The 19,388-nt window shown below is 69.3% G+C and carries 18 protein-coding genes and 3 pseudogenes; 11 read left to right on the top strand and 10 right to left on the bottom strand.

Going from position 1 to position 19,388, the window contains the following annotated elements:
- Positions 1-123: 123 nt before the first annotated feature.
- A complete protein-coding gene (locus RM812_RS19030) occupies positions 124-459 on the bottom strand; it encodes an ArsR/SmtB family transcription factor (protein ID WP_311573917.1) in 336 nt (111 codons plus the stop codon).
- Positions 460-630: 171 nt separating this feature from the next.
- Between RM812_RS19030 and RM812_RS19025 the strand changes: the two genes are divergently transcribed.
- The 3 genes from RM812_RS19025 to RM812_RS19015 all read left to right on the top strand — a co-directional run bounded on the left by RM812_RS19025 (position 631) and on the right by RM812_RS19015 (position 2,585).
- Entirely contained in the window at positions 631-1,773 is a 1,143-nt protein-coding gene (locus RM812_RS19025) for an FAD-dependent monooxygenase (RefSeq protein WP_311573915.1), read from the top strand.
- Between the two features lie 449 nt (positions 1,774-2,222).
- Complete coding sequence (locus RM812_RS19020) at positions 2,223-2,441, top strand: hypothetical protein (protein WP_311573914.1); 219 nt, start codon at positions 2,223-2,225, stop codon at positions 2,439-2,441.
- Between the two features lie 12 nt (positions 2,442-2,453).
- Positions 2,454-2,585, top strand: a complete 132-nt coding sequence (locus RM812_RS19015) for a hypothetical protein (RefSeq protein WP_311573912.1) — start codon at positions 2,454-2,456, stop codon at positions 2,583-2,585.
- 52 nt (positions 2,586-2,637) lie between these two features.
- Here RM812_RS19015 and RM812_RS19010 read toward each other — a convergent pair whose 3' ends face one another.
- Positions 2,638-3,354 carry an SDR family oxidoreductase gene (locus tag RM812_RS19010; protein ID WP_311573910.1) on the bottom strand — a complete coding sequence of 239 codons (717 nt, stop codon included), beginning with the start codon at positions 3,352-3,354 and terminating at the stop codon, positions 2,638-2,640.
- A gap of 71 nt (positions 3,355-3,425) precedes the next feature.
- Here RM812_RS19010 and RM812_RS19005 point away from each other — a divergent pair, with 71 nt between their 5' ends.
- The gene (locus RM812_RS19005; protein ID WP_311573908.1) at positions 3,426-4,241 is read left to right on the top strand and encodes a helix-turn-helix transcriptional regulator; all 816 of its coding nucleotides are present in this window, start codon (positions 3,426-3,428) and stop codon (positions 4,239-4,241) included.
- A gap of 336 nt (positions 4,242-4,577) precedes the next feature.
- Here RM812_RS19005 and RM812_RS19000 read toward each other — a convergent pair whose 3' ends face one another.
- Together RM812_RS19000 and RM812_RS18995 are read right to left on the bottom strand one after the other, a co-directional pair.
- Complete coding sequence (locus RM812_RS19000; protein ID WP_311573906.1) at positions 4,578-5,660, bottom strand: hypothetical protein; 1,083 nt, start codon at positions 5,658-5,660, stop codon at positions 4,578-4,580.
- Positions 5,661-5,673: 13 nt separating this feature from the next.
- Positions 5,674-6,693, bottom strand: coding sequence for a hypothetical protein (locus tag RM812_RS18995; protein WP_311573904.1), 1,020 nt, complete (start codon positions 6,691-6,693; stop codon positions 5,674-5,676).
- A gap of 453 nt (positions 6,694-7,146) precedes the next feature.
- Here RM812_RS18995 and RM812_RS18990 point away from each other — a divergent pair, with 453 nt between their 5' ends.
- The 4 genes and pseudogenes from RM812_RS18990 to RM812_RS18975 form a co-directional block, all read left to right on the top strand.
- A complete protein-coding gene (locus RM812_RS18990; RefSeq protein WP_311573903.1) occupies positions 7,147-7,533 on the top strand; it encodes a hypothetical protein in 387 nt (128 codons plus the stop codon).
- 592 nt (positions 7,534-8,125) lie between these two features.
- On the top strand, positions 8,126-8,464 hold the full coding sequence (locus RM812_RS18985) for a hypothetical protein (RefSeq protein ID WP_311573901.1): 339 nt from the start codon (positions 8,126-8,128) through the stop codon (positions 8,462-8,464).
- Between the two features lie 98 nt (positions 8,465-8,562).
- Positions 8,563-9,381 (top strand): annotated as a pseudogene (locus RM812_RS18980) (IS630 family transposase); the annotation flags it as partial.
- Positions 9,382-10,004: pseudogene (locus RM812_RS18975) on the top strand (replication-relaxation family protein); the annotation flags it as partial.
- A gap of 5 nt (positions 10,005-10,009) precedes the next feature.
- Here RM812_RS18975 and RM812_RS18970 read toward each other — a convergent pair.
- Positions 10,010-10,108, bottom strand: a pseudogene (locus RM812_RS18970) (IS481 family transposase); the annotation flags it as partial.
- A gap of 10 nt (positions 10,109-10,118) precedes the next feature.
- The gene (locus RM812_RS18965; RefSeq protein WP_311573899.1) at positions 10,119-11,240 is read right to left on the bottom strand and encodes a saccharopine dehydrogenase NADP-binding domain-containing protein; all 1,122 of its coding nucleotides are present in this window, start codon (positions 11,238-11,240) and stop codon (positions 10,119-10,121) included.
- Between the two features lie 120 nt (positions 11,241-11,360).
- Here RM812_RS18965 and RM812_RS18960 point away from each other — a divergent pair, with 120 nt between their 5' ends.
- Positions 11,361-11,948, top strand: coding sequence for a TetR/AcrR family transcriptional regulator (locus RM812_RS18960; protein WP_311573897.1), 588 nt, complete (start codon positions 11,361-11,363; stop codon positions 11,946-11,948).
- Positions 11,949-12,143: 195 nt separating this feature from the next.
- On the opposite strand, the gene RM812_RS18955 is transcribed toward RM812_RS18960, so the two are convergent.
- The 4 genes from RM812_RS18955 to RM812_RS18940 all read right to left on the bottom strand — a co-directional run bounded on the left by RM812_RS18955 (position 12,144) and on the right by RM812_RS18940 (position 16,238).
- Positions 12,144-13,274, bottom strand: coding sequence for an alpha/beta hydrolase (locus tag RM812_RS18955; protein ID WP_311573896.1), 1,131 nt, complete (start codon positions 13,272-13,274; stop codon positions 12,144-12,146).
- Positions 13,275-13,583: 309 nt separating this feature from the next.
- The gene (locus RM812_RS18950) at positions 13,584-13,724 is read right to left on the bottom strand and encodes a hypothetical protein (RefSeq protein ID WP_311573895.1); all 141 of its coding nucleotides are present in this window, start codon (positions 13,722-13,724) and stop codon (positions 13,584-13,586) included.
- A gap of 250 nt (positions 13,725-13,974) precedes the next feature.
- Positions 13,975-15,498, bottom strand: a complete 1,524-nt coding sequence (locus RM812_RS18945) for an FAD-dependent oxidoreductase (RefSeq protein WP_311573893.1) — start codon at positions 15,496-15,498, stop codon at positions 13,975-13,977.
- 47 nt (positions 15,499-15,545) lie between these two features.
- Positions 15,546-16,238 carry a TetR/AcrR family transcriptional regulator gene (locus tag RM812_RS18940; protein WP_311573891.1) on the bottom strand — a complete coding sequence of 231 codons (693 nt, stop codon included), beginning with the start codon at positions 16,236-16,238 and terminating at the stop codon, positions 15,546-15,548.
- A gap of 1,478 nt (positions 16,239-17,716) precedes the next feature.
- Between RM812_RS18940 and RM812_RS18935 the strand changes: the two genes are divergently transcribed.
- On the top strand, positions 17,717-18,337 hold the full coding sequence (locus RM812_RS18935; protein ID WP_311573889.1) for a TetR/AcrR family transcriptional regulator: 621 nt from the start codon (positions 17,717-17,719) through the stop codon (positions 18,335-18,337).
- Positions 18,338-18,503: 166 nt separating this feature from the next.
- Complete coding sequence (locus RM812_RS18930; RefSeq protein ID WP_394816481.1) at positions 18,504-19,244, top strand: NADPH-dependent F420 reductase; 741 nt, start codon at positions 18,504-18,506, stop codon at positions 19,242-19,244.
- The last annotated feature ends 144 nt before the right edge of the window (positions 19,245-19,388 follow it).

Here is a 19,388-nt window from a genome sequence, read left to right as displayed (position 1 = left end):
GTTGGCTTAGACAACCCCGAGCTACCGCGAGGCCCTGCCTTCATGCACCGACCGCACCCCGATCACCCGAACAAGACCCTTGTTCGACCCCACAAACCCGCTGATCGGTAAGCGGATGACGTCTCAGCGAGGAGCAGTACCGCCCGGGGACGCTGAGCCCAGGAGCGTGAGCAGCCCGGGGAATCTTTTCTCGATGTCCGCGCGTCGTAGTCGGATGCCCTTGCGGTTGCCGTAGTCGATCTCGTCAATGAGACCTGCCTCGCGCAGGACTCGGAAGTGGTGGGTCTGGGTCTGCTTCGAGATCGGAAGATTGAACGAGTTGCAGCCCCGCTCGCTGTCGCTGCGGTCGGCGGCCAACTCCGTCATCACCGAACGACGGTGCTCGTCGGCGAGGGCGCGAAACACCGCACCCAGATCGAGCGCATCGACCTCCGGGCCGACCAGGTTCCTCCCGGCCACGCCGCACCTCCTTCAGGTATGACTTGCATCGTACCTGAAGGACATGCTTCCCTGAGGTACGAAAATGATCGTACCTTGGTCCGGTTGCACCTCCCCGTGCCGCCGCTCCCTCAGGCCCGGCCCGGCACTCGCCCGGGGACCTGGTCATCGACACTCCGAGAGGTCATCGTCATGAAGAAGCCCGAGGTACTGATAGTCGGTGCCGGAATCGCAGGGCCCGCACTCGCGTACTGGCTCTCCCGGAACGGATACCGGCCGACGGTCGTCGAACACGCCCGGCAGCTGCGCTCCGGTGGTAGCGCGATCGTCGTGAAGGGGCCCGCAATCCCGGTCGCCGACCGCATGGGCATCCTCCCGCAGCTCCGCGGGCTCGCCACCCGCAATCGGTCGCTGACCCTGCTCGACCCCGGCGGCAGGCGAATCGTGCGGCTCCCGCTCACCTCGGACAAGGCGCCGACCGTCGAGGTGACCCGAGCCGACCTGTCCGAGGTGCTCCACCGGTCGGCGCAGACCGAGGCCGAGTTCTTGTTCGACGACACGGTCACCGCTCTCGACCAGGATGAAGGTGGGGTGGACGTCACCTTCCGGCGGTCCGCGCCACGGCGCTTCGACTTGGTAGTCGGTGCCGACGGGATGCACTCCACCGTACGGCGCCTGGTATTCGGCCCCGAGCGGCAGTTCGCGAGCGACCTGGGCCTGTACGGCGCGACCGTCCCGCTGGAACCCGACGCCATCGAGGACCCGACCGAGATGACGATGCTGACCGTGCCGAACCGGATGCTGGTCCTCCACCCCTCGCGGACCACCCCGCTCGCGATCTTCACCTTCCGGGCCGCACAGCCGGCGCCCCACGACCGCAAGAACGTCACCCTTCACAAGCAGACCGTGGCCGACGCCTACGCCGACGTGCGGTGGCGGGCACCGGAACTCGTGGCGGCGTTCCTCGACCACCCGGCTCCGTTCTTCGACCCCCTGACCACCGTCCGGGTGCCCTCGTGGTCCCGCGGACGGGTCGTACTGCTCGGGGACGCGGCGGCGGCGACAGCCCTGCTGGGCGACGGGTCCAGCATGGCGATGGCGGGCGCGTACGCCCTCGCAGAAGAGCTCGCCGCCCATCCCGGTCACCACGCCCGCGCCTTCGCCGCCTACGAGTCACGGCTCCGCCGTGAGGTAGGTTCGCGGCAGCGACGCGTCGGTCTGCTCTCCAGGCTCATGGTGCCCCGCACCCAGCCGGGCCTCGCGGTGCGCAACGCGGTGGGCCGTGCGGTCGGTCGCACGAACCGGATCGCCTCTCGCGAAGCCGCGAACCGGTAGACCGGGCCCGCACCGACCGGTCACCGGTCGATGCGCAGCTCCCCTGTAGCTCCCAACCGGGTCGGCGCTGTCATGTCCGACGAGCCCGGCGTGGCAGGCGATCGCCAATGACGGCAGGTCGACTGCTGTCGGCCTCACCCACCGTTCCCGGCGCTTGCCACGACACGGGTGCTGCCGGTTACTACGCCCCCGCGACGCGGAGGTGAAGTGCTGGGCGGACAAGGCGTATCGAGGCGCCGGCGGCACCACCCGGGCGCCCGTCCGCGGTCGGCGTCTCAAGCTGCGGCAACGTCGGCACAACAGCACCCAGGCCGGAATCCGTTGCCTCGGCGAGCAAGCCATGGCCGCCCTGAAGGCCGGCGCCTCCCGCGGAAACTCCGCTGTAGCACCAACCGGGTCACCGTCATCGTGAAGACCATCCCCGCCCTTCGTCACGCCTCAACCTGAGGTTGGAAAAGGCTCAGTGGCGGGTCTCTCTGTCGGTCGACCAGGACAGCAAGCTCGGAGACGTCTCCGCTGTCGATCCCTGTGCGATCCACGCGCCGGGCGGCAAGGGGCTGGTTGAGTGGGGCTCCACCGAGTGGGCCGACGAGTACTTCTGGCTGATCGATGCCGAGCCGCCGGGCAATTACCCCGTCCCTGCGCGGTCCAATAACGGCGGCGCATAGGACCGGTACGACATGTCCACCTCTGAGTTCCTCTACCGCGTCCTTGCCGATGCCGATTTTCGACCTTTTGGAATCGCGCAGTACGACCTCGGCACGACGTTCGAGCCCGGCTCCGGCGGCCCCTTCGACGGCCAGCCGCTCTGACGAGTTTTGGGGGCGTGCGAGTCAGTGCCGTCGCCTGGGATCTCAGCGCCGCTCACCAGGGCACGGGCGTTCCGTCCCAGGAGAAGAAGCCACCGGTGGGGCCGTCGTCTGGCAGCAGGGCCAGGCGGGCGGCTCCCTGGGCGGCCTCAGCCGGGTCGTCGCCGCCGGCGGCGGCCAGGGGGTTGAGGTCGGTGGCCCGCATGCCGGGGGCGAGCGCGTTGACCTTGAAGCCGTCCTCGGCCAGCGTCTGGGCGTAAAGGACGGTGAGGGCGTTGAGGGCGGCCTTGGACGACCGGTAGGCCGCGGCGCCACCGCTTCCCGGGGTGAACTGGGGGTTGGGATTCGTGCTCCAGGTCAGCGATGCGGTGCCGCTGGAGATGTTGACGATGCGCGGATGCGGGGACCGGCGCAGGGCAGGCAGGAAGGCATTGGTCACCGCGACCACCCCGAAGACGTTGGTCTCGTATGTGCGCCGGAACTCCTCGACGCTCGTGTCGGCCGGCGGGGCGAGTGACGGTGAGATCCCGGCGTTGTTGACCAGCACGTCCACACGGTCCACCTGGGTCGCGGCCCGTGCGATGCCGTCAAGATCTGTCACGTCGAGGACCAGCAGGCGGGCGCCTGCGCCGATCTCCTCGACGGCTCGCTGTCCGAGCCCGCGGTCGCGAGAGCCCACGTACACGGTGAGGCCCTCGGCGGCGAGGAGCCGGGCGATGTGCTTGCCGATGCCCTTGTCGGCACCGGTGACCAGAGCTGTGCGATCGTTCATGGCAACTACCGTTCCCTGGCTGTGGGCGCCCTGCCAGGGACAACCTGTACCAGGCAGTGGGAGGAAGCGGCATGGCACGGCAGGAGCTGGCCCGCTTCCTGCGGGACCGCCGGGCGGGCCTGCGCCCACACGAGATCGGCCTGACGGCGACGGGCACCGATCGCCGGACACCGGGCCTGCGCCGCGAAGAGGTGGCGGAACTCGCCCACATGTCGGTCGACTACTACACGCGGCTGGAGCAGGCCCGGGGCCCGCGGCCGTCCACTCGGATCCTGGACGCGCTGTCCCAGGCACTACGGCTCACGCCGGCCGAGCGCAGCCACCTGTTCCGCCTGGCGGGATCGAGCGCGCCGCCCGGCATCAGCGCCGTGCGGTGGGTACGCCCGCATGTGGCCCGGATGCTGGAGCGGTTGCCGGAGACCGGCGCCATTGTCACTGACGCGGCGTACGGCGTCGTCGCCTGGAACCCCCTGGCCCAGGCACTGCTCGGCGGCGATCTCGGAGGCGGGACGACGAACCTGGCCCGGTGCCGCTTCCTTGGCCAGGGGCGGATGTACGAGAGCTCCAGCGCTGAGGAGTTCGGGCACATCGTGGTGGCGCGCCTGCGACGGGCCGCCGACCGCTACCCGCATGACCCGCAGCTGACCGCTCTGCTGGCCGAACTGCACGCCGACAGCGAGGAGTTCCGACAGATATGGCAAACGCGTCCGGTCCACGCCCCCGGGCACCGCACCAAGACCCTCGATCGCCCGGAGACCGGCACGCTGCGGTTGAACTGTGACGTCCTGCTCGTGCCCGAGGATGACCAGGAAGTCGTCCTGATCACGGCCGACCCCGGATCACCTGCCGCGCGGACCCTGCACAGGCTGGCCAGGGCGGCGACCTAAAACATAGGACTGGCACAGGTCTCGCCAATGGTTACAGAGCGTCGCAACTACATGAGCACTGGGGCCTGTGCCCACCTACTGTCCACGCCGCCTATCTGCGCGGGCTCTGAACGTCGCACGCCTCTACGGAGGGCCGGCCACCGCCACCACGTACGAGCACGCCGAGCAGTGGCTCCGCTCGCGCTACTGCACGATCATCTGGCACCGCACCCGTGCGTCGGGCACGCTCGTCGACCTGGTCGCCGCCGACTCGATGCCGTGCCCGGACAGCGTCGCGCTCTGCCGGACGGGCCCGGGACGCGTCGCGCGCCCGGGCCCGTCTCGTATCGGTGCAGGTCAGCGGACCTGGACGGATGCGACCAGAGTGTTGAGGTCCGGCCAGAGCTTCTTGTTCGTCTCCGGCAGTACGACCCACAGCACTGAGGGGCGGACCCGCCCGGTGTCGACCACGAGGACCGCGTTCAGGTCCATCGTGGACGGCACCCCGCGTTTGTGGAAGTGGATCTCGCTGACCAGCAGCCAGGCGTCGTGTCCGTCGACCTTCAGCGGCTGCGAGGCGACGTCGACCAGGATCGCCTGGTCGCGGGGGTACTCGTAGCGCCGCCGCTCGTCCATCACCGCGCCCGCCACGCCCCGCAGCTCCCCGGTGCCGCCGGCCGCGGCCATGATGTCCTCGTCGACCTGCGTGGACTTCACGAGTGCGCGCTGGCGCCCCTCCTGCTTGCGGGTGAAGCCGTCGAAGACCGGATCCAGCGTCTTGCTCCGGTCCCACGTGCCGCCCAGCTCCGCGTACTCCAGGGAGGAGTCCGTGACGGTGCCGATGACCGGCGAGCCCTCGCCCGGGTAGTCCCGCACCTTGACGGTCCCGGTGAGCCGCCGCTCCTCGGGCAGCGGGGAGGCGCCGGGGGTGAGAGTGGGCACGGGGATCCCCCGCTGCGGGGCGTCCGCGGTGCTGCCCGCGCAGGTGGCGGACGAGGAATCCGGTGTGCTGTGCGCCTGCTGGACCACCTTGCCGTCGACCAGCACGGTGCACGTGAGGGTGCCCCCTTCCTGGTCCTCGCGGCTTCTGACGTCCAGATAGAAGTCGGCGCCCGCCGCCAGCGTGACGGTCTTGCGGTACGGCAGGATGACGACCCCGTAGGGCACGTGGCTGTTCGCCTCCCCGACGGTGAGGTTCACCGAGGGGTGGTCGCCCGTCGCGATGTAGGTGACCTCGACCCGCCGGGATTCCTTGTCCGGGGACGCCCCGTCGTCGCTCGGGTCGCCGACGGCCAGGGCCAGCCCGACCGCGCCGAGCGTGACCACCTCGAAGAGGATCACCAGGGCTCCGACCAGGTAGAACCCGCCCGGGATCCGGTCGAAGGTCTTCCTGCCGCGGCCGGAGTGGAACTCGCGTCTCGGCTGGGATGTCTGCGTCATGTCGTCCTCCCCCTCACGCCCGGCCGCTCTCGCCGGACCGGCGGTCGGACGGCTCGTCGGCGAACCGCGTGGCCAGCAGCCCCGCCTCCCGCGCCTCGTCCAGCATCCGGTGCAGGTCCTGGAACCGGGACCGGTCGGCGAGCCCCTCGATCTCGGCGACGGCCAGCTCGTCCCGCACCGTGTTCACCACCAGCTCGTGCATGTCCTCGCCGAGTTGCTCCAGCTCCCGTACGGCCTCCCACTCGCGGTACGCCGTGTCCGCCGCGCGGGTGTTCTCGGCGTACCGCTCCAGCGCCTCCACCCGCTCCTCCAGCGCGCTCGACGACAGCCGCAGCGCCTGCCGCTGCGTCCGCAGCACCTCCTCCACCCGCGAGCCGGAGGCGTCCCCGGCAGCGGTGCGCACCTTCCGCGCCAGCCGGGTCAGCTCGGCCAGGCGCTGGGCGATCTCGTACTGCTGGGCCGGCAGCGTCACGTCGTTGGCGATGTCGTCCAGCAGCCCGTCCCGGTCGACCTGCGACTGGAGTACCGCCGTCACGGCGGCCTGCGCGCGCTCCATCCGGCGCAGCGGCGAGTGGCCCAGCAGCTCGCGCAGGGCGTCGTCGCCGAAGTCCTCGGCCAGGTAGTACCGGCCATGGCGCAGCCGGGCCACCCGCTGCCGCTCGTCGGTCCCGCAGCCGAGGACGACGATCAGCAGCCAGGCCAGCAGGTGCACGCCCACGACGGTCAGGATGAACGTCTCGAACCCGAACTGGACCCCAACCCAGATCAGCCCCGCCTGCGCCGCGAGTCCGACGGCCAGGCCGGGCCACACGCCGATCAGCGCCCACAGGATCGTCACCGGCAGTAGCGCGCACACCGCGGAGACCCCCAGGGCCGTCCAGATGTCCGCCTTGGTACGGCCGCCCAGCCCCGGCTCCTCGGGCAGCGGCAGCGTGGCCGGGAAGAGTCCGTCGGCGGACTTCTCCAGCAGCGCGCGCTCCGCGTCCTCGAGGGCCGGATCCACCACCGGCCGCAGCGCAATGTCCTGCGCCATTCAGCAACACCCCCCACAGGTTGGGGGAGATCGTGACACACGCCGGAGGGGCTGCCCACGCCACCCCCTGTTCCCGGCCGCCGGCTGAGACGGCGCGGACCCGAAGACAAACCGTCTTCCGCCCTTGGCCTGATGCCGCTGAGGCCGACGGGGTGCGACGCGCAGCCAGAGGCGCGAGAGGCGCCCCTGTCCGGTACCCGGCGCCCCCAGTCCTGCGCCCGGTGACCCCTGTCCGGGCGCTGGCAATTGCCACTTCACACGTATCCCAAGTTCCCCGACCTCGAGCACACGGCGGCGTCAGCAGCTCTCCGACGCCGATGCCCGTCAGCTCATCCCACTCGTCTGGCGTCTGGAGTTCCCATGCCTTCTCGCCCTGCTACGCCCACTACGCCCGCCCTGACCTCGTAGGATCTCCTCGCCCCTCAGCTGTCCGGCGGCAAGGACAGCGCGGTCATGATGGCCGACTTCATGGACGCCGCCCGAGCCGCGGGCGTCGACGACCGGGTGATCTCCTACCACTCCAGCCTGGGAGTGCTGGAGTGGCCGCCGGTCGTCTTGGACGGCGTCCGCTACCCGGGGGTGTCCGAGCTCGCCGCGCTGCAGAGCGCCGCCTTCGGGGTGCCGGCCGACCGGCACGTCGAGGTCACCCGCACACTGCCGGGCCCGGACGGCACACGGATGCCGCACAGCCTGCTCACCGAGATCGCGGCCTACGGGCGGTTCCCCCGCAAGGGCAGCCCGTACTGCCGCAAGGCCGACAAGGAAAGCGTGGTCTCCAGCGCCTGGACGCCGATGGTCAGCCGCCGAACCCGGGAGCTCGGCCGGCCGGTCCGATCCTGAAGGTCCTGGGCCTGCGCAGCGATGAGGGAGCCGATCGCAAGAAGCGCCCGGCCTTCCGCACCGTGCAGGCCAACAGCGCGCGGATCGTGGACGAGTGGCTGCCCGTCAAGAACAGGACGACCGAGGCGGTCAAGGAGTGGCACGCCGATGCGCCGGTACCCTACTGCTGGACCTACGACTCCCTACCCGGCGCCGGTGACTGGCTGGGCAGCTCCCGCTGCTCTGCTCGCTGTGCGTCTTCGCCTCCCGCCGCGACCTGCTGCTCACCATCGGGCGGCGGCCACGCCTGGCCGACCTGTACGCCGAGGTCGGGCAAGCGCGCGGCGACAGCTTCCGCCAGGACTGGCGGATCACCGACCTGATCCGGCACGCCGCGCACTGCGAGGCACCCGACCCCGGCATCGTCTGCCCGGCCGACGGCCCGGAGTTCACCGCCCTGCAGGACCAGGTCCGCCAGGCACTGAAGCGCGAACCCCGCAAGAAGCCGGAGCTGGCCCGCCGCCCAGGTCGTGCGCTGTGCGACGGCTGCACCACACCCCACTGATCATGTCCGCCGATCCGCCGACCCCTTCTGAAGGGCATACTTCCGATGATGACGACCACGCAGCGCCTCCTCGACCTGACCGCGGCCGCCCCGGAGAGCCACGACGCTGACCTGATGCTGCTCCTGCACGAAGCCAGTGAGCTGTACCAGCAGGGCTTCGAAAGCCTGCGTCGCGCCGTGGCAGCCCGCTGCGCGGGGAAGCCCTCCGAGGACCTGGTGGCTGCCGTGACGACAGCCGGCCTGCCGTGCGAGGCGTCCCAGGACCGCGACGAACTGGTCCTGATACTGGCCCTGGCCGAATGGGAGAGCACTCCGGCTGCCATGGCCTACTCCCAGATGGCGAAGGATGCGGCTCGCCGCGGCGTGAGCCTGGTCCCCGAAGACTGATCCGCTGGGGCCGACGCGCGGGAAACGTCGGCAGCGACCTAGTGTCCTGAGTCGGGAATTCGCTGCGTAAGTCTTCGATGTTTCGGCATGATGGCCGGGTGGCGAGGACGGGACGGCCGAAGGCCGAGCTGGTGCTGACCGATGACGAGCGTGAGACGTTGAGCCGCTGGGCCAGGTGTCGGACTTCTTCGCAGGCCCTGGCCCTGCGGTGCCGGATCGTGCTGGAGTGCGCAACCGGCGCCATGAACAGAGACGTTGCCGCCCTGCTCGGTGTCGAAGAGCACACGGTGGGCAAGTGGCGGGCCCGCTTCGTGCGAGACCGGCTTGAGGGCCTGACCGACGAGCCACGCCCGGGTGGTCCCCGGAAGATCACCGACGCCCAGGTGGAAGAAGTAGTCGTCAAGACACTGGAGAGCACACCGAAGGACGCCACGCACTGGTCTACACGGTCGATGGCCAAGGAAGTGGGACTCTCCCAGTCGGCCATCACACGTATCTGGCGGACCTTCGGCCTCAAACCGCACCTGGTGGACACCTTCAAGCTCTCGAAGGACCCGCAGTTCATCGAGAAGGTCCGCGATGTGGTCGGCCTGTATCTCGCCCCGCCCGAGCATGCGCTGGTGCTGTGTGTGGACGAGAAGACGCAGATCCAGGCGCTGGACCGGTCGGCTCCGGTGCTGCCGATGATGCCGGGCATGCCCGAACGCCGTACTCACGACTACGTGCGCGGCGGTGTCACCACGCTGTTCGCCGCGCTGAACACCGCTACCGGCGAGGTGATCGGACAGATCCACCGCCGGCACCGTGCCGTGGAGTTCAAAAAGTTCCTCGTCCGCATCGACAAGGAAGTACCCGCCGGCCTGGAGGTGCATCTGATCTGCGACAACGCCTCGACGCACAAGACCCCGGCCATCCAGCTGCGGGGCCGGCCGCCCTACCCCATCACCTCGGCCACCACTGCCTCACTGAAGACCAGCCACACGCTCACCGTCGTACGCGCTCACCTGGCCTTCGCCGCCGACGCCCGTCACCTCGGACACGAACACGGCCCGTGGGACTGGACCCCGGAAGTGTCCCACTCCAGCGGCGAAGGAGAACGGGTCATGGCCGACGCGGTCATGTACTACACCGTCACCTCCCCGACCAGAGACAGAAGCTGCGCGCCTTCATCGAGGTCGACCGCACCACCATGAGCAGCGAACGACTGGCCGTGAAACTGATCGAATACGCCCGGCTGTTCCAGTACGAGGCCCAGCCCGTCGGCCGCCGAAGGACGAACACGGCAGGACCGGCCTGGCTCCGTTGGTATCCGGTCTTTCCCCGCGTCCTGTTCATCCTCACCGGCGCCTCCCGCACGAGGCTCGACAACCGGATCAGCGACCTCCAGGCGATGGTCGCCCAGCACCCGCTCGTCGCCCACCTCGCCCGCGAGGTTCGACTCGGAGCGGCCATCCTCGAAGACATCGAGGACCGCGGACCCGCCCAGGCGGTGTGGGTTCCCCTGACCGGCGGAAAACCCCGCCCATGGACCGACTTTTGACAACACATCTCGTCAGCGACGTGGGCGACGGGACGCCCGGCCCGAACCCGGTCGACGAGAAGTCGAACGCCGTGAGTGGTCAGCCGTGCGTTGGGATGAGGCATAGGCACCTCTTCAGTCGATGACCGATCCGCCCTGGGCGGGACGGGGCTCGTGGGGGAGGAAGATCTGTCCACCCGCCTGCTCGGCGACGCCTGCACCGAACAGGGCGCCGGGTGTGTAGGCGCCCGGCCGGCCCTCGCCGCGGGCGAGCTTGGCGGCCACTGTTGCTGCCACCGAGGCGGTGTAGGCCATGCCGTCATCGGCGCGCAGCCAGCCCTCGCGGCGGGTGCCGTCAGGCCAGGTGACGACCGCGTGCCCCCAGGAGTGCCGGCGCGGGGCCGGGGCATCTTTCATCTTGGCCTTGGCCATCTGGCCGACGGCGAAGCGTCGCAGCGGCTCGATGGACAACAGCTTCCCGGCCAGCGGGGCCACGGATCGCATAACTCGCGAGGTGGGAGCCATCCCGGTGGTCACGGTGACGGACGGCGCATTGCTGGCCCGGTGCGCGGCGAGGAGTTCCGCGCTGGGAGCGCCCGCAGACTTCGCCTGCTGCCCGTCGGGCAGGGTGAGGTTCTGGAGATCGGCGCCGAGAGGTGAAGCGACCATGCGTCCGTCGGTGTAGCGGCGTCCACCCGTAGCAAACATGTCGATCATGGAGGCTGCGAAGGCGGCGCCAACGACTCCGGCGCTGAGGGACACCGAGGCCAGGGCGTCGACGCGCACGGCGGCGGGGGCCGGGCGGTCCTCGCACAGCTTAATCACGACGGCTTCGGTGGCCAGCACGCCGAATCCGGAGCCGGTCACCAGTGTGCTGCCCGCCTGTTCGGCCTCCGGGTCCAGGTCGAGCAGGCGGGGGACTGCTGTCAGATCTGCGGCCAGGTCTAGGTAGTGGCCACCGGGCATACAGGCCCGGGCGATGACCGTGGCCGTCTCGGCGTAGTTGCCGATGCCGTTGAAGACCACAGCAGGTCGCCGCCGAGTGATCTCGGCCGCGATGGCGTCGACGCCGTTCGCGATGACGACACGGCTACCGAGGCCCGCAGAGGCCTTGCGCAACCGGTCGCTTTCACGACCGACGAGAACAGGCTTGATTCCTTGAGCGGCGAGGTTCGCCGTGACGGCACTTCCGATGCGCCCGCCAGCGCCCAGGATCCAGATCTCTCCAGATTGTGCGCTCCGGGTTGTGTCAGTCATGTGCTTCCTCCTGTCGTTCGGCACATGCGGTGGCCGCCCGCCCCACGGTGATGTCTCACCGTGTCATCACCGACCCTAGCACGGATGACACACTGGGACGTCACTTGCTATTGTCCGACCATGGCCAGATGGGACCCCGGAACCGAGGAGCGCCTCACACAAGCGGCGCTCGAGCTCTACGCGGAGCACGGATACGACAACGTGACCGTGACGCAGATTGCCGAGCGGGCCGGGATCACCCGCCGCTCGTACTTCCGGTACTTCCCTGACAAGCGCGAGGTCCTGTTCGCCGGCTCGGAACGACTGCCCTCCGTAATCCGTGATGCGGTCCTCGACGCCCGCCCGGCTGCCTCCCCTCTATCGGCAGCCCTCGAGGCCCTCGCCCAGTTCGGCACCACCCTCGTCGAACACATCGGCCACATTGCCGAACGCCGCGCCGTGATCGCCTCAAGCCCGGAGCTCCAAGAGCGGGAGCGCACCAAACTCGCCGCGGTCACCAGCGCAATCCACGACGCACTCCTGCAACGAGGCGTCAGCGACGACAGCGCGAAACTGGTGGCCCAGATCGCCACCATCGCCTCCCAGAACGCCTTCGACCGCTGGACTGACGCGCGCGGTCAGAAGGACTTCGCGACCTGCCTCCACACAGCCGCTGCGTCACTTCGAGACGTGCTCACCGCAGACAACGAGACCATTCGCTCCGAGTGAGCACTCACCAGCAGCTACCTGCCATCGGCCCTGCACACTGGCCGTCAGCCACGCTTGGTCACTGCACCTAGACGCCAAAGCCGCCGAGGCGGCCCTGCGCCCGCTGGTTCAGGGAGAGCGATCCCGACATCGCCTTCTGTCGGCAGCGACGAATGACCGGGACGGCTATGGGAGCCTGTGCGTCCGAGGCCGCCCTCAGCTCGTGGTTTTGATCCAGTTCAGGATCTGGGTGTTCGTCTCGAGTGCGTTTTTGTGCAGTTGTACGTTATGGCCGCTGTTGGGTACGACGATCGATGTGAGGCCGGCCTGGTCGGAGTAGTAGGGCCGTTCGCTGGCCAGCATCGTCTTGGAGGTGCAGGTGCCGGCGGTGCAGTACTGGTCCTTGTCGCCGGTGACCAGGAGGGTGGGCACCTTGATGGCGCGGGAGGGGGACTTGGCGGGGGGAAGAGGTGTGGTGTCAGAGTCTGCTGCGGTGCTGACGTCCTTGAGGCGTTCGTCAGCTTTGATGACGGCCGGGTCGGTGTGGGCGGTGTCGTAGAAGAACTGCCGCATGCCGGCGTTTGTGGTCAGGTAGCCGGGGTCGTTGATTGTGCCGTGGAACTTGGGGTCGTCCTTCGCTTTGATCTCGAATTGGATGTCCTGGCCGGGGCCGTTGTCGGAGGGCTCTTCCTTGCGGACGACGTGGCTCATGCTGGTGAGCACGAAGGCGTCCACGTCATGGGTGTACTTTGCGGCCTGGGCCCAGGCCATGGACGAGCCCAGTGAGTGGCCGACCCAGACGACCTTGTCGAACGTGCGGTCCTTGATCTGGCCGTCCCGCAGCTGGGTGATGACCTGGTGGAGGGTGTCGGTGCCGGTGTCGAGGGTGTACCGGGAGCTGGGCGGCAGCGTGCTCCTGCCGGTGGCGAGGCGGTCGATATTGAAGGTGGAGAAGCCCGCGTCGAGTGCCGCGGAGACGTAGGAGTAGCGGCCGTTGGCGACCGGCATGTCGTAGTAGCTGTGGTTGTAGGTGGAGCCGGGGACCAGTAGCTGAACGGTCTTGCTGGTCGTGCTCTGGTGGCGCGGCCGGCACAGCTCCCCGTAGATGTGGGCGTTGCCTATCGTCTTCACCGACACCGGGACCCGTACTTCGTAGCAGGCCGCGTCGGGGTGCAGCTTCTGCACGCTGCTGAGGGGCGTGTGCGCGGTGCCCGCGTTCGCGGGTGTCGCTGGCTCGCCTTGCGCGCTCATGATCACCGGTATGGCGATCCCCGCCGCCGCTACGGTCGTCAGCACGGCGGTGACGGTTTTGGTCTTCGGTGAGAAGGTACGACGGCGTCCGGTCATGATCGTCTCCAAGAAGGGGGCCGTGAAGGGCTTGAGGGCGGCTGAAGAACGGCCGGTGGGCGAGGACGGTGTGATCGCTCGCGCCCTGGACGTCCGGCATGAAGGCGGAGTGGAGGCACGGAGCGGCGCGGGCGGTACGAGAGCGCGGGAGGCCGGCGAGCTTCGTGCAGGTGAGGGAGATGCCGCCGCGTTCTGCGCGGGTGCACCATGAGGGGGCCGGTGGTGTCAGCGGATACCGTCAACGGTTGGGTCCGGCCCGCCTGGGCAGTCAACCGTCTTCACGGGATGCCCGGTGGGCCGGGCAGTGGTTCAGAAATGGGCGTAGTAGGCGCGGACCAGGGCGAGGGTGAAGTCTTCCTCCATGAGGGCGCCGATCTGGACGTGCAGCTCGTCCCATGTGGGGTCGGCGTCCTGGGCGGCGAGGGCTTCGTCGCTCTTGAAGAATTCCATGGCCCACAGGGTGTCGGGGTCGTCCTCGGCGCGCGCGATGATGACCTTGTCGGTGGCGGCGGACTCGTCGCTCAGCTTGGCGCACAGGGCGAACAGTTCATCTCCCTTGCCGGGCTTGGCCTTGCCGCAGGACCTTGCCGGGCTGGCTCGGGTCGATCATGACGTGCTCCGTGCGGGTCGGTCGTGCACCGTCATGGACGGCGCTGGGTGGGGTGTCCGGCAGCCCTGTCGGTGATGGGCAGAGGCTGGGTTAGTGCTGGGCGGGGGTGAACCAGCGTGTGGCGGCCTGCTCGAAGGCGCTCGGGTCACGGTCTTCTGCTGCGGCCCAGGCCACGATGCCGTCCGGACGTACGAGCACCGCTGTGAAGCCGAGGGCGTTGCGTGCCGGGCCGGACCGGTACACGATCTGGTCCTGGTGGCTTTTGGCCGCACGCTGCAGGGCGTCGTCGGCACCGAAGTCGAGCAGGACGCCCCGGCCGTGGCGCAGCAGGTCGCCGAGGCGGGTGCCGTCCTCGAAGCGGAAGTCCGGGGCGGTGCTGCCGACGAGGGGGTGGGCATCGCCCAGGTCGTAGCGGTGGAACAGGCCGGTCGTGCGCCGGTAGGCGAGGGTCGTGCCGTCAGTGGTGCTCAGCAGCTCGTGGACCAGCTTGCGCAGCGCGGGTGTGTTGGGGCCCGGCTTCATGGTCGCCACCTGGGCACGCGACCAGTCGAGGACCGCGGCGCCCACGGGGTGGCGTTCGCTCGTGTAGGTGTCGAGCAGGCCCTCGGGTGCGGTGCCGCGTGCGGTCGCCGCGAGCTTCCAGCCGAGGTTCACGGCATCGCCGATGCCCAGGTTCAGGCCCTGGCCGCCGAGTGGTGAGTGGATGTGCGCGGCATCTCCGGCCAGTAGGACGCGGCCGTTGCGGTAGGTCGTGGTCTGCATGGCGCGGTCGGTGAAGCTCGATGCCAGATGTACTTCGCTCAGCGTCACGTCGGTGCTCGTGATACGGCGCAGGACCTCTTGGAGGTGCTCGCGGGTCAGCGGCTGCGACCGGTCGAAGGCGCCGCCGTCGAAATCCATCATGCCTACGTGGCCGGGGAAGGGTGTGCGCAGGTACATGCCGTTGTCCGTCAGGTGGAAGCCGAGAGACAGCTGGTCGCGGTCGGCGAAGGTGACCTGGGCGGCGTAGCCGGTGAACAGCGGGTCCGTGCCGACGAAGTCGAAGCCGGCCAGGCTGCGTACCTTGCTGCGCCCGCCATCGCAGCCCACCAGGTAGCGGGCCTGGTACTCCTGGCCGCCGGCGGTGACCGTGACGTGGTCGGCGTGCTGCGCCAAAGCCGTGACGGGCGTGCCGCGCACGATCTGGACACCCAGCTCGGCTGCGCGATCGGCCAGGACCGAGGTGACCGCCTCCAGGCTGGTCATGAAGCCTTCCATCGCCGGGCTGGGCAGCCGCCACGGGAGCGAGGCTACGTCGACGTCGGCCGCGTCCAGGCCCATGCCGGCGAAGTGGCTCACGTCGCGGGGGTCCGGCGCTTCGGCCAGGTCGGGGGCAGCACCGACCTTGGCCGGGTCGGCGTGCGAGGCGCTGAGTACGGCATCCAGCAGGCCGCGGCGGTAGAACGTCTCGGCCGATCCCGCGCTCAGACCCCGCAGTCCCAGGGGGAGCGCCTTCCACGCCGAGGTGGCTTCCTCGTCCCGCTCCAGGACCAGGACGGAGGCATCGCCCAGGGCCAACTCGGTGGCCAGGAACAGACCGACCGGACCGCCGCCCGCAATCACTACGTCACGCATGAGGGATTCCATTCTGAAACACAAGGGAACGGGCCGACCAGAGCGGGTCAGCCGAGCCGGGTGAGGCCGTCGACGATCACGGCGATACCGGTGAGGAACTGCTCGCGGTCGTCGTGAGCGTGTAGCTGAGAGACGACGGCGTGCATGAACGGGTAGTCCTCGGCGTCGAGGTCCTGCCAGGCCGCCTCGGTCGCATCGAGGAACGCGCCCCGGTCGTGCGACCCGTCCGGAATGTCGCCCTCCATGGCGGTGTTCTGGCTGACGGCGCCGAGGATGTAGTGCACCAGCGTCGACGCCGCGTCGAACCAGGAAGCCCGCGGCACACCCAGCGCGCCGACCTGACGGCCGATCCGCTCGAAGATGCCGACCGTCACCGTCCCGAACGGCTTGCGAACCACCTGCCGGGTCAGCCGCGTCGCCAGCCACGGGTGCTCGGCAATCACGTCGAACAGCGCCAGCGCCACAGTGCGGATTTCATCCTCGGGCAAGGACGAAACCGCCACGGAGTCGGCGGCCAGAGCAGCGGTGACAAGCGTCTCGGTCACTGCGTCCAGCAGATCGTCGCGACCGCCCACCCGGTAGTAGATCGCTCCCGAGCCGGTGGACAGGCGCTCGGTGAGCGCCCGCGTCGTCATGGCGGCCTCACCGCCCGCATCGAGCAGCTCGATCGCCGTCTCGATAATCCGCTCACGCGAGAGCACCTGGTTACGCCGCTCTGAGCGGTGACTCCTCGTTGTCATGCATCCACCATGACACATTTGGATCTCTGCTCCAAATTGGTTCGTTGCTCCAAAAAGGTGACCGCTCAACAAGGGGGCCTGCCATGACGAACACGAAGGGCGCGAACGGCACGGTCGACATAGACGAGTACGCCGAGACCAGCGGGACAGTGACGTTGGTGGCGCAGATCGTGGCGAAGAAGGAGACGAAGGCGGCCCCGTCCGTCGGTTGCGCCCCGAGCCTGTCGAAGCCCGCAAAGGCGGGCGTGTGCTACGTGTTCAACCCGAGAGCGCGCTCTGAGCCTCTCCGTCACCGCCGAGTTGCTCGGCTCGCCGGCTGGACGGCCCTCGACGTCGGAGAGCACGACGCCACCCATCGCCACTTCATACAGGCCCTGGGCCGGCCCGCTCCGGCGGGCGACGTCCAACTCGGCTGCCACGTCCTCACCACCATGGCGATGCAGTCACTGCTGCGCGGCTTCACCTCGGAGACAGTCGGCATGACCCAAAACGCCTACGAGCGGGCCAAGGACCAGGCCGTGCAGCGGGTCCTCGTGTTCACGAAGCTGATCGAGGCCCGCGCGCACGCACGCTGCCACGATGCGCAAGACAGCCAGGACCCTGAACTCGCCGGCTTCGCCAGTTCGCTGAACGATCGTGTGACAACAGGCCGCCGGTGCGTCCAACGAACCCGTGCAATCAGGGGCTTCGAGGCGGCCCGAATCCAATCAGATCCGATGGTGATAGCTGACAGGGCGACTCCACAGCGCGTAGACGGCTTCACGATGCCCGGGGTGGGAGAACACCTTCGCCACCCCGAGCGCCCTACAGGCAACTACTCCGACGACCAGGCAATCGTCGAGTTCCTTGACCCAACCGCCGGATCGGATGTCTCTGAGACATACCTCAGTCCCGAGAAGGACGGGTTTAGGGCGGCCGTCTCCGTCGACGGGGGCCGGGTGATACTACGCTCCAGGCGCGGCACTGCAATGGGGCCGGCGTTTCCGGAGGTCGTGGCCGGGGCCGTGCAGCTGCCGGATGCGACCGCGATGGACGGCGAGCTGGTCGTATGGGATGCCGCAGGCCGCGTCGCGTTCGAGCGGATGCAGAACCGGCTTGCCCGGCGCAGGACCGGTACGGACCGGGCAGCTGAGGAGTGGCCGGCGGGTGCGCGAAGGGCCGTACGGGTTCCATGCCGTCGGTGCACGCCGGTGGGTGCGCGAAGGGCCGTACGGGTTCCATGCCGTCGGTGCACGCCGGTGGGTCCGGCTGCACGAGCGCGGGCCGGTGGGGCCTCGGCCGGGGAGCTGTCGCGTGGGGGTATGCCGCCCCGGCGGCCGTCGGCACGGAAGGCCTGTGTGCCGCGCCGGGCTGGCCCTGGGATCGGCGGATGCCCCGCCGAGGTCGGCGGTAGCATCGGAACCGATAAGGAGATAGTCTCCGTTTCACGGAGACGATACGGAGAGAGTCTCCGCATTGTCAACGGGAGGTGCAACGACATGGGTGAGGCAGCCGCCGGCGAGCGTCGGCAGCGGACGGACAAGCAGCGCAACCGCACGCACATCCTCGAGGTCGCGGAGGAGTTCTTCGCCGAGCAGGGCATCACCGGCTCCATGGATGCCATCGCCAAGCGGGCCGGTGTCGGTCCGGGCACGCTCTACCGGCACTTCCCCAACCGGGAGGCGCTGCTGGCTGCCTTGCTGCAGGCCCGCGACGAAGAGCTGGAGGCCCGACGGGTCGCCATCCAGCGCGAGGTGACCGACTCCCGCGCCGCGCTCGCACAGTGGCTCCAGGCGCTGGGTGAATGGGTGACCGCCTTCGACGGCCTGCCCGAGCCCCTGCGGGCTGCACTGACGGAAGGCACGTCCCCGCTGGCGATCACCTGTCAGGGCTTCGTCACGACCACCGAGGACTTCCTCCGCGCGGCACAGCGCGACGGCGGTGCCAAACCCTGGGTGCGGGGACGTGACCTGTTCCTCAGCACGCTGGCCACCGCCTGGGCCCGCGGTGCCGCCATGGCCGACGAGTCGTCCCCCGACGCGCTCGTTTCCCTCATGCGCACCGGGTGGGAGACGCCCGCGACAGAAACAGCTCCCGGGAGCGGCGAAGACCCCGCGTAACCGCAGGCAGAAGCGTGGCGCCCTGGCGCGGGGCGCTCTCCCGACAGCTCACCACTGGGCGCCCCACCCGTCGGGCGGGCGGCCTGCGGGCTGGCTGTCACCGGGTTGCCGTGGGCGCGAGGCGTCGGCGGTCTCTGTGACTGAACTCGAGGCAAGGAGAAGCATCATGAAGATCGGCATTCTGGGCGTAGGACATATCGGGAAGACCCTGACCCAGCGGCTGGCCGCGGCAGGGCATCAGGTGAAAGTGGCCAACTCGCGCGGCCCGCACACGATCGAGGCCGATGCGCTGTCCACGGGCGGGCGCGCGGTGACTGCGGCAGAAGCCGTCGAGGACGTCGACGTCGTGATCCTCTCGATTCCCTTGAACCGTCTTCCGCAGGTCGCGCCGCTGATCGCCGACGTGCCGGCTGACACGGTCGTCATCGACACGTCGAACTACTACCCGGCGCGGGACAGCCGGATCGAGGCCATCGACGCCGGTCAGGTCGAAAGCCTGTGGGTCACCGAACAGCTGGGCCGGCCGATCGCCAAGGCGTGGAACGCGATCGGTTCCCACTCGTTCGCGGTCAAGGGCAGGGCCGCGGGGAGCCCGGACCGCATCGCCATCCCCGTCGCCGCCGACCGCGACCGCCAGGTGGCCATGGCACTGGTCGAGGACACCGGGTTCGACGCCTTCGACGCCGGGAGGCTCGCGGACTCGTGGCGGCAGCAGCCGGGTGCGCCGTGCTACTGCACCGACCTCGCCCGCGAGGAGATGCCGGGTGCGCTGGCGGCCGCGGAGGTCGAGCGCCTGCCCAAGCGGCGCGACCTGGCCGTCGCCGCGATCCAGGAAAGGGTCGGGGACGCCACGACCAACCCCGATGCGGAGTACGGCGTCCGCCTGAACCGGGCCCTGTTCATGTGAGCCCCTCCGGGGGCGTGCACCGACTCGCACGTCGACCGTCGAGCAGTACACGCCCCCCACTCCACATACCTTGGCCCCGACGTCGGCGACGTCGGGGCCAAGGTATGTGGGCAGCGCACGGTGTTACGGCGCTGCCCGGACACG

The organism is Streptomyces lancefieldiae, assembly GCF_031845825.1.
GTDB classification, from domain to species: Bacteria; Actinomycetota; Actinomycetes; order Streptomycetales; family Streptomycetaceae; genus Streptomyces; species Streptomyces lancefieldiae.
This window is presented reverse-complemented; position numbering and strand designations above follow the sequence as displayed.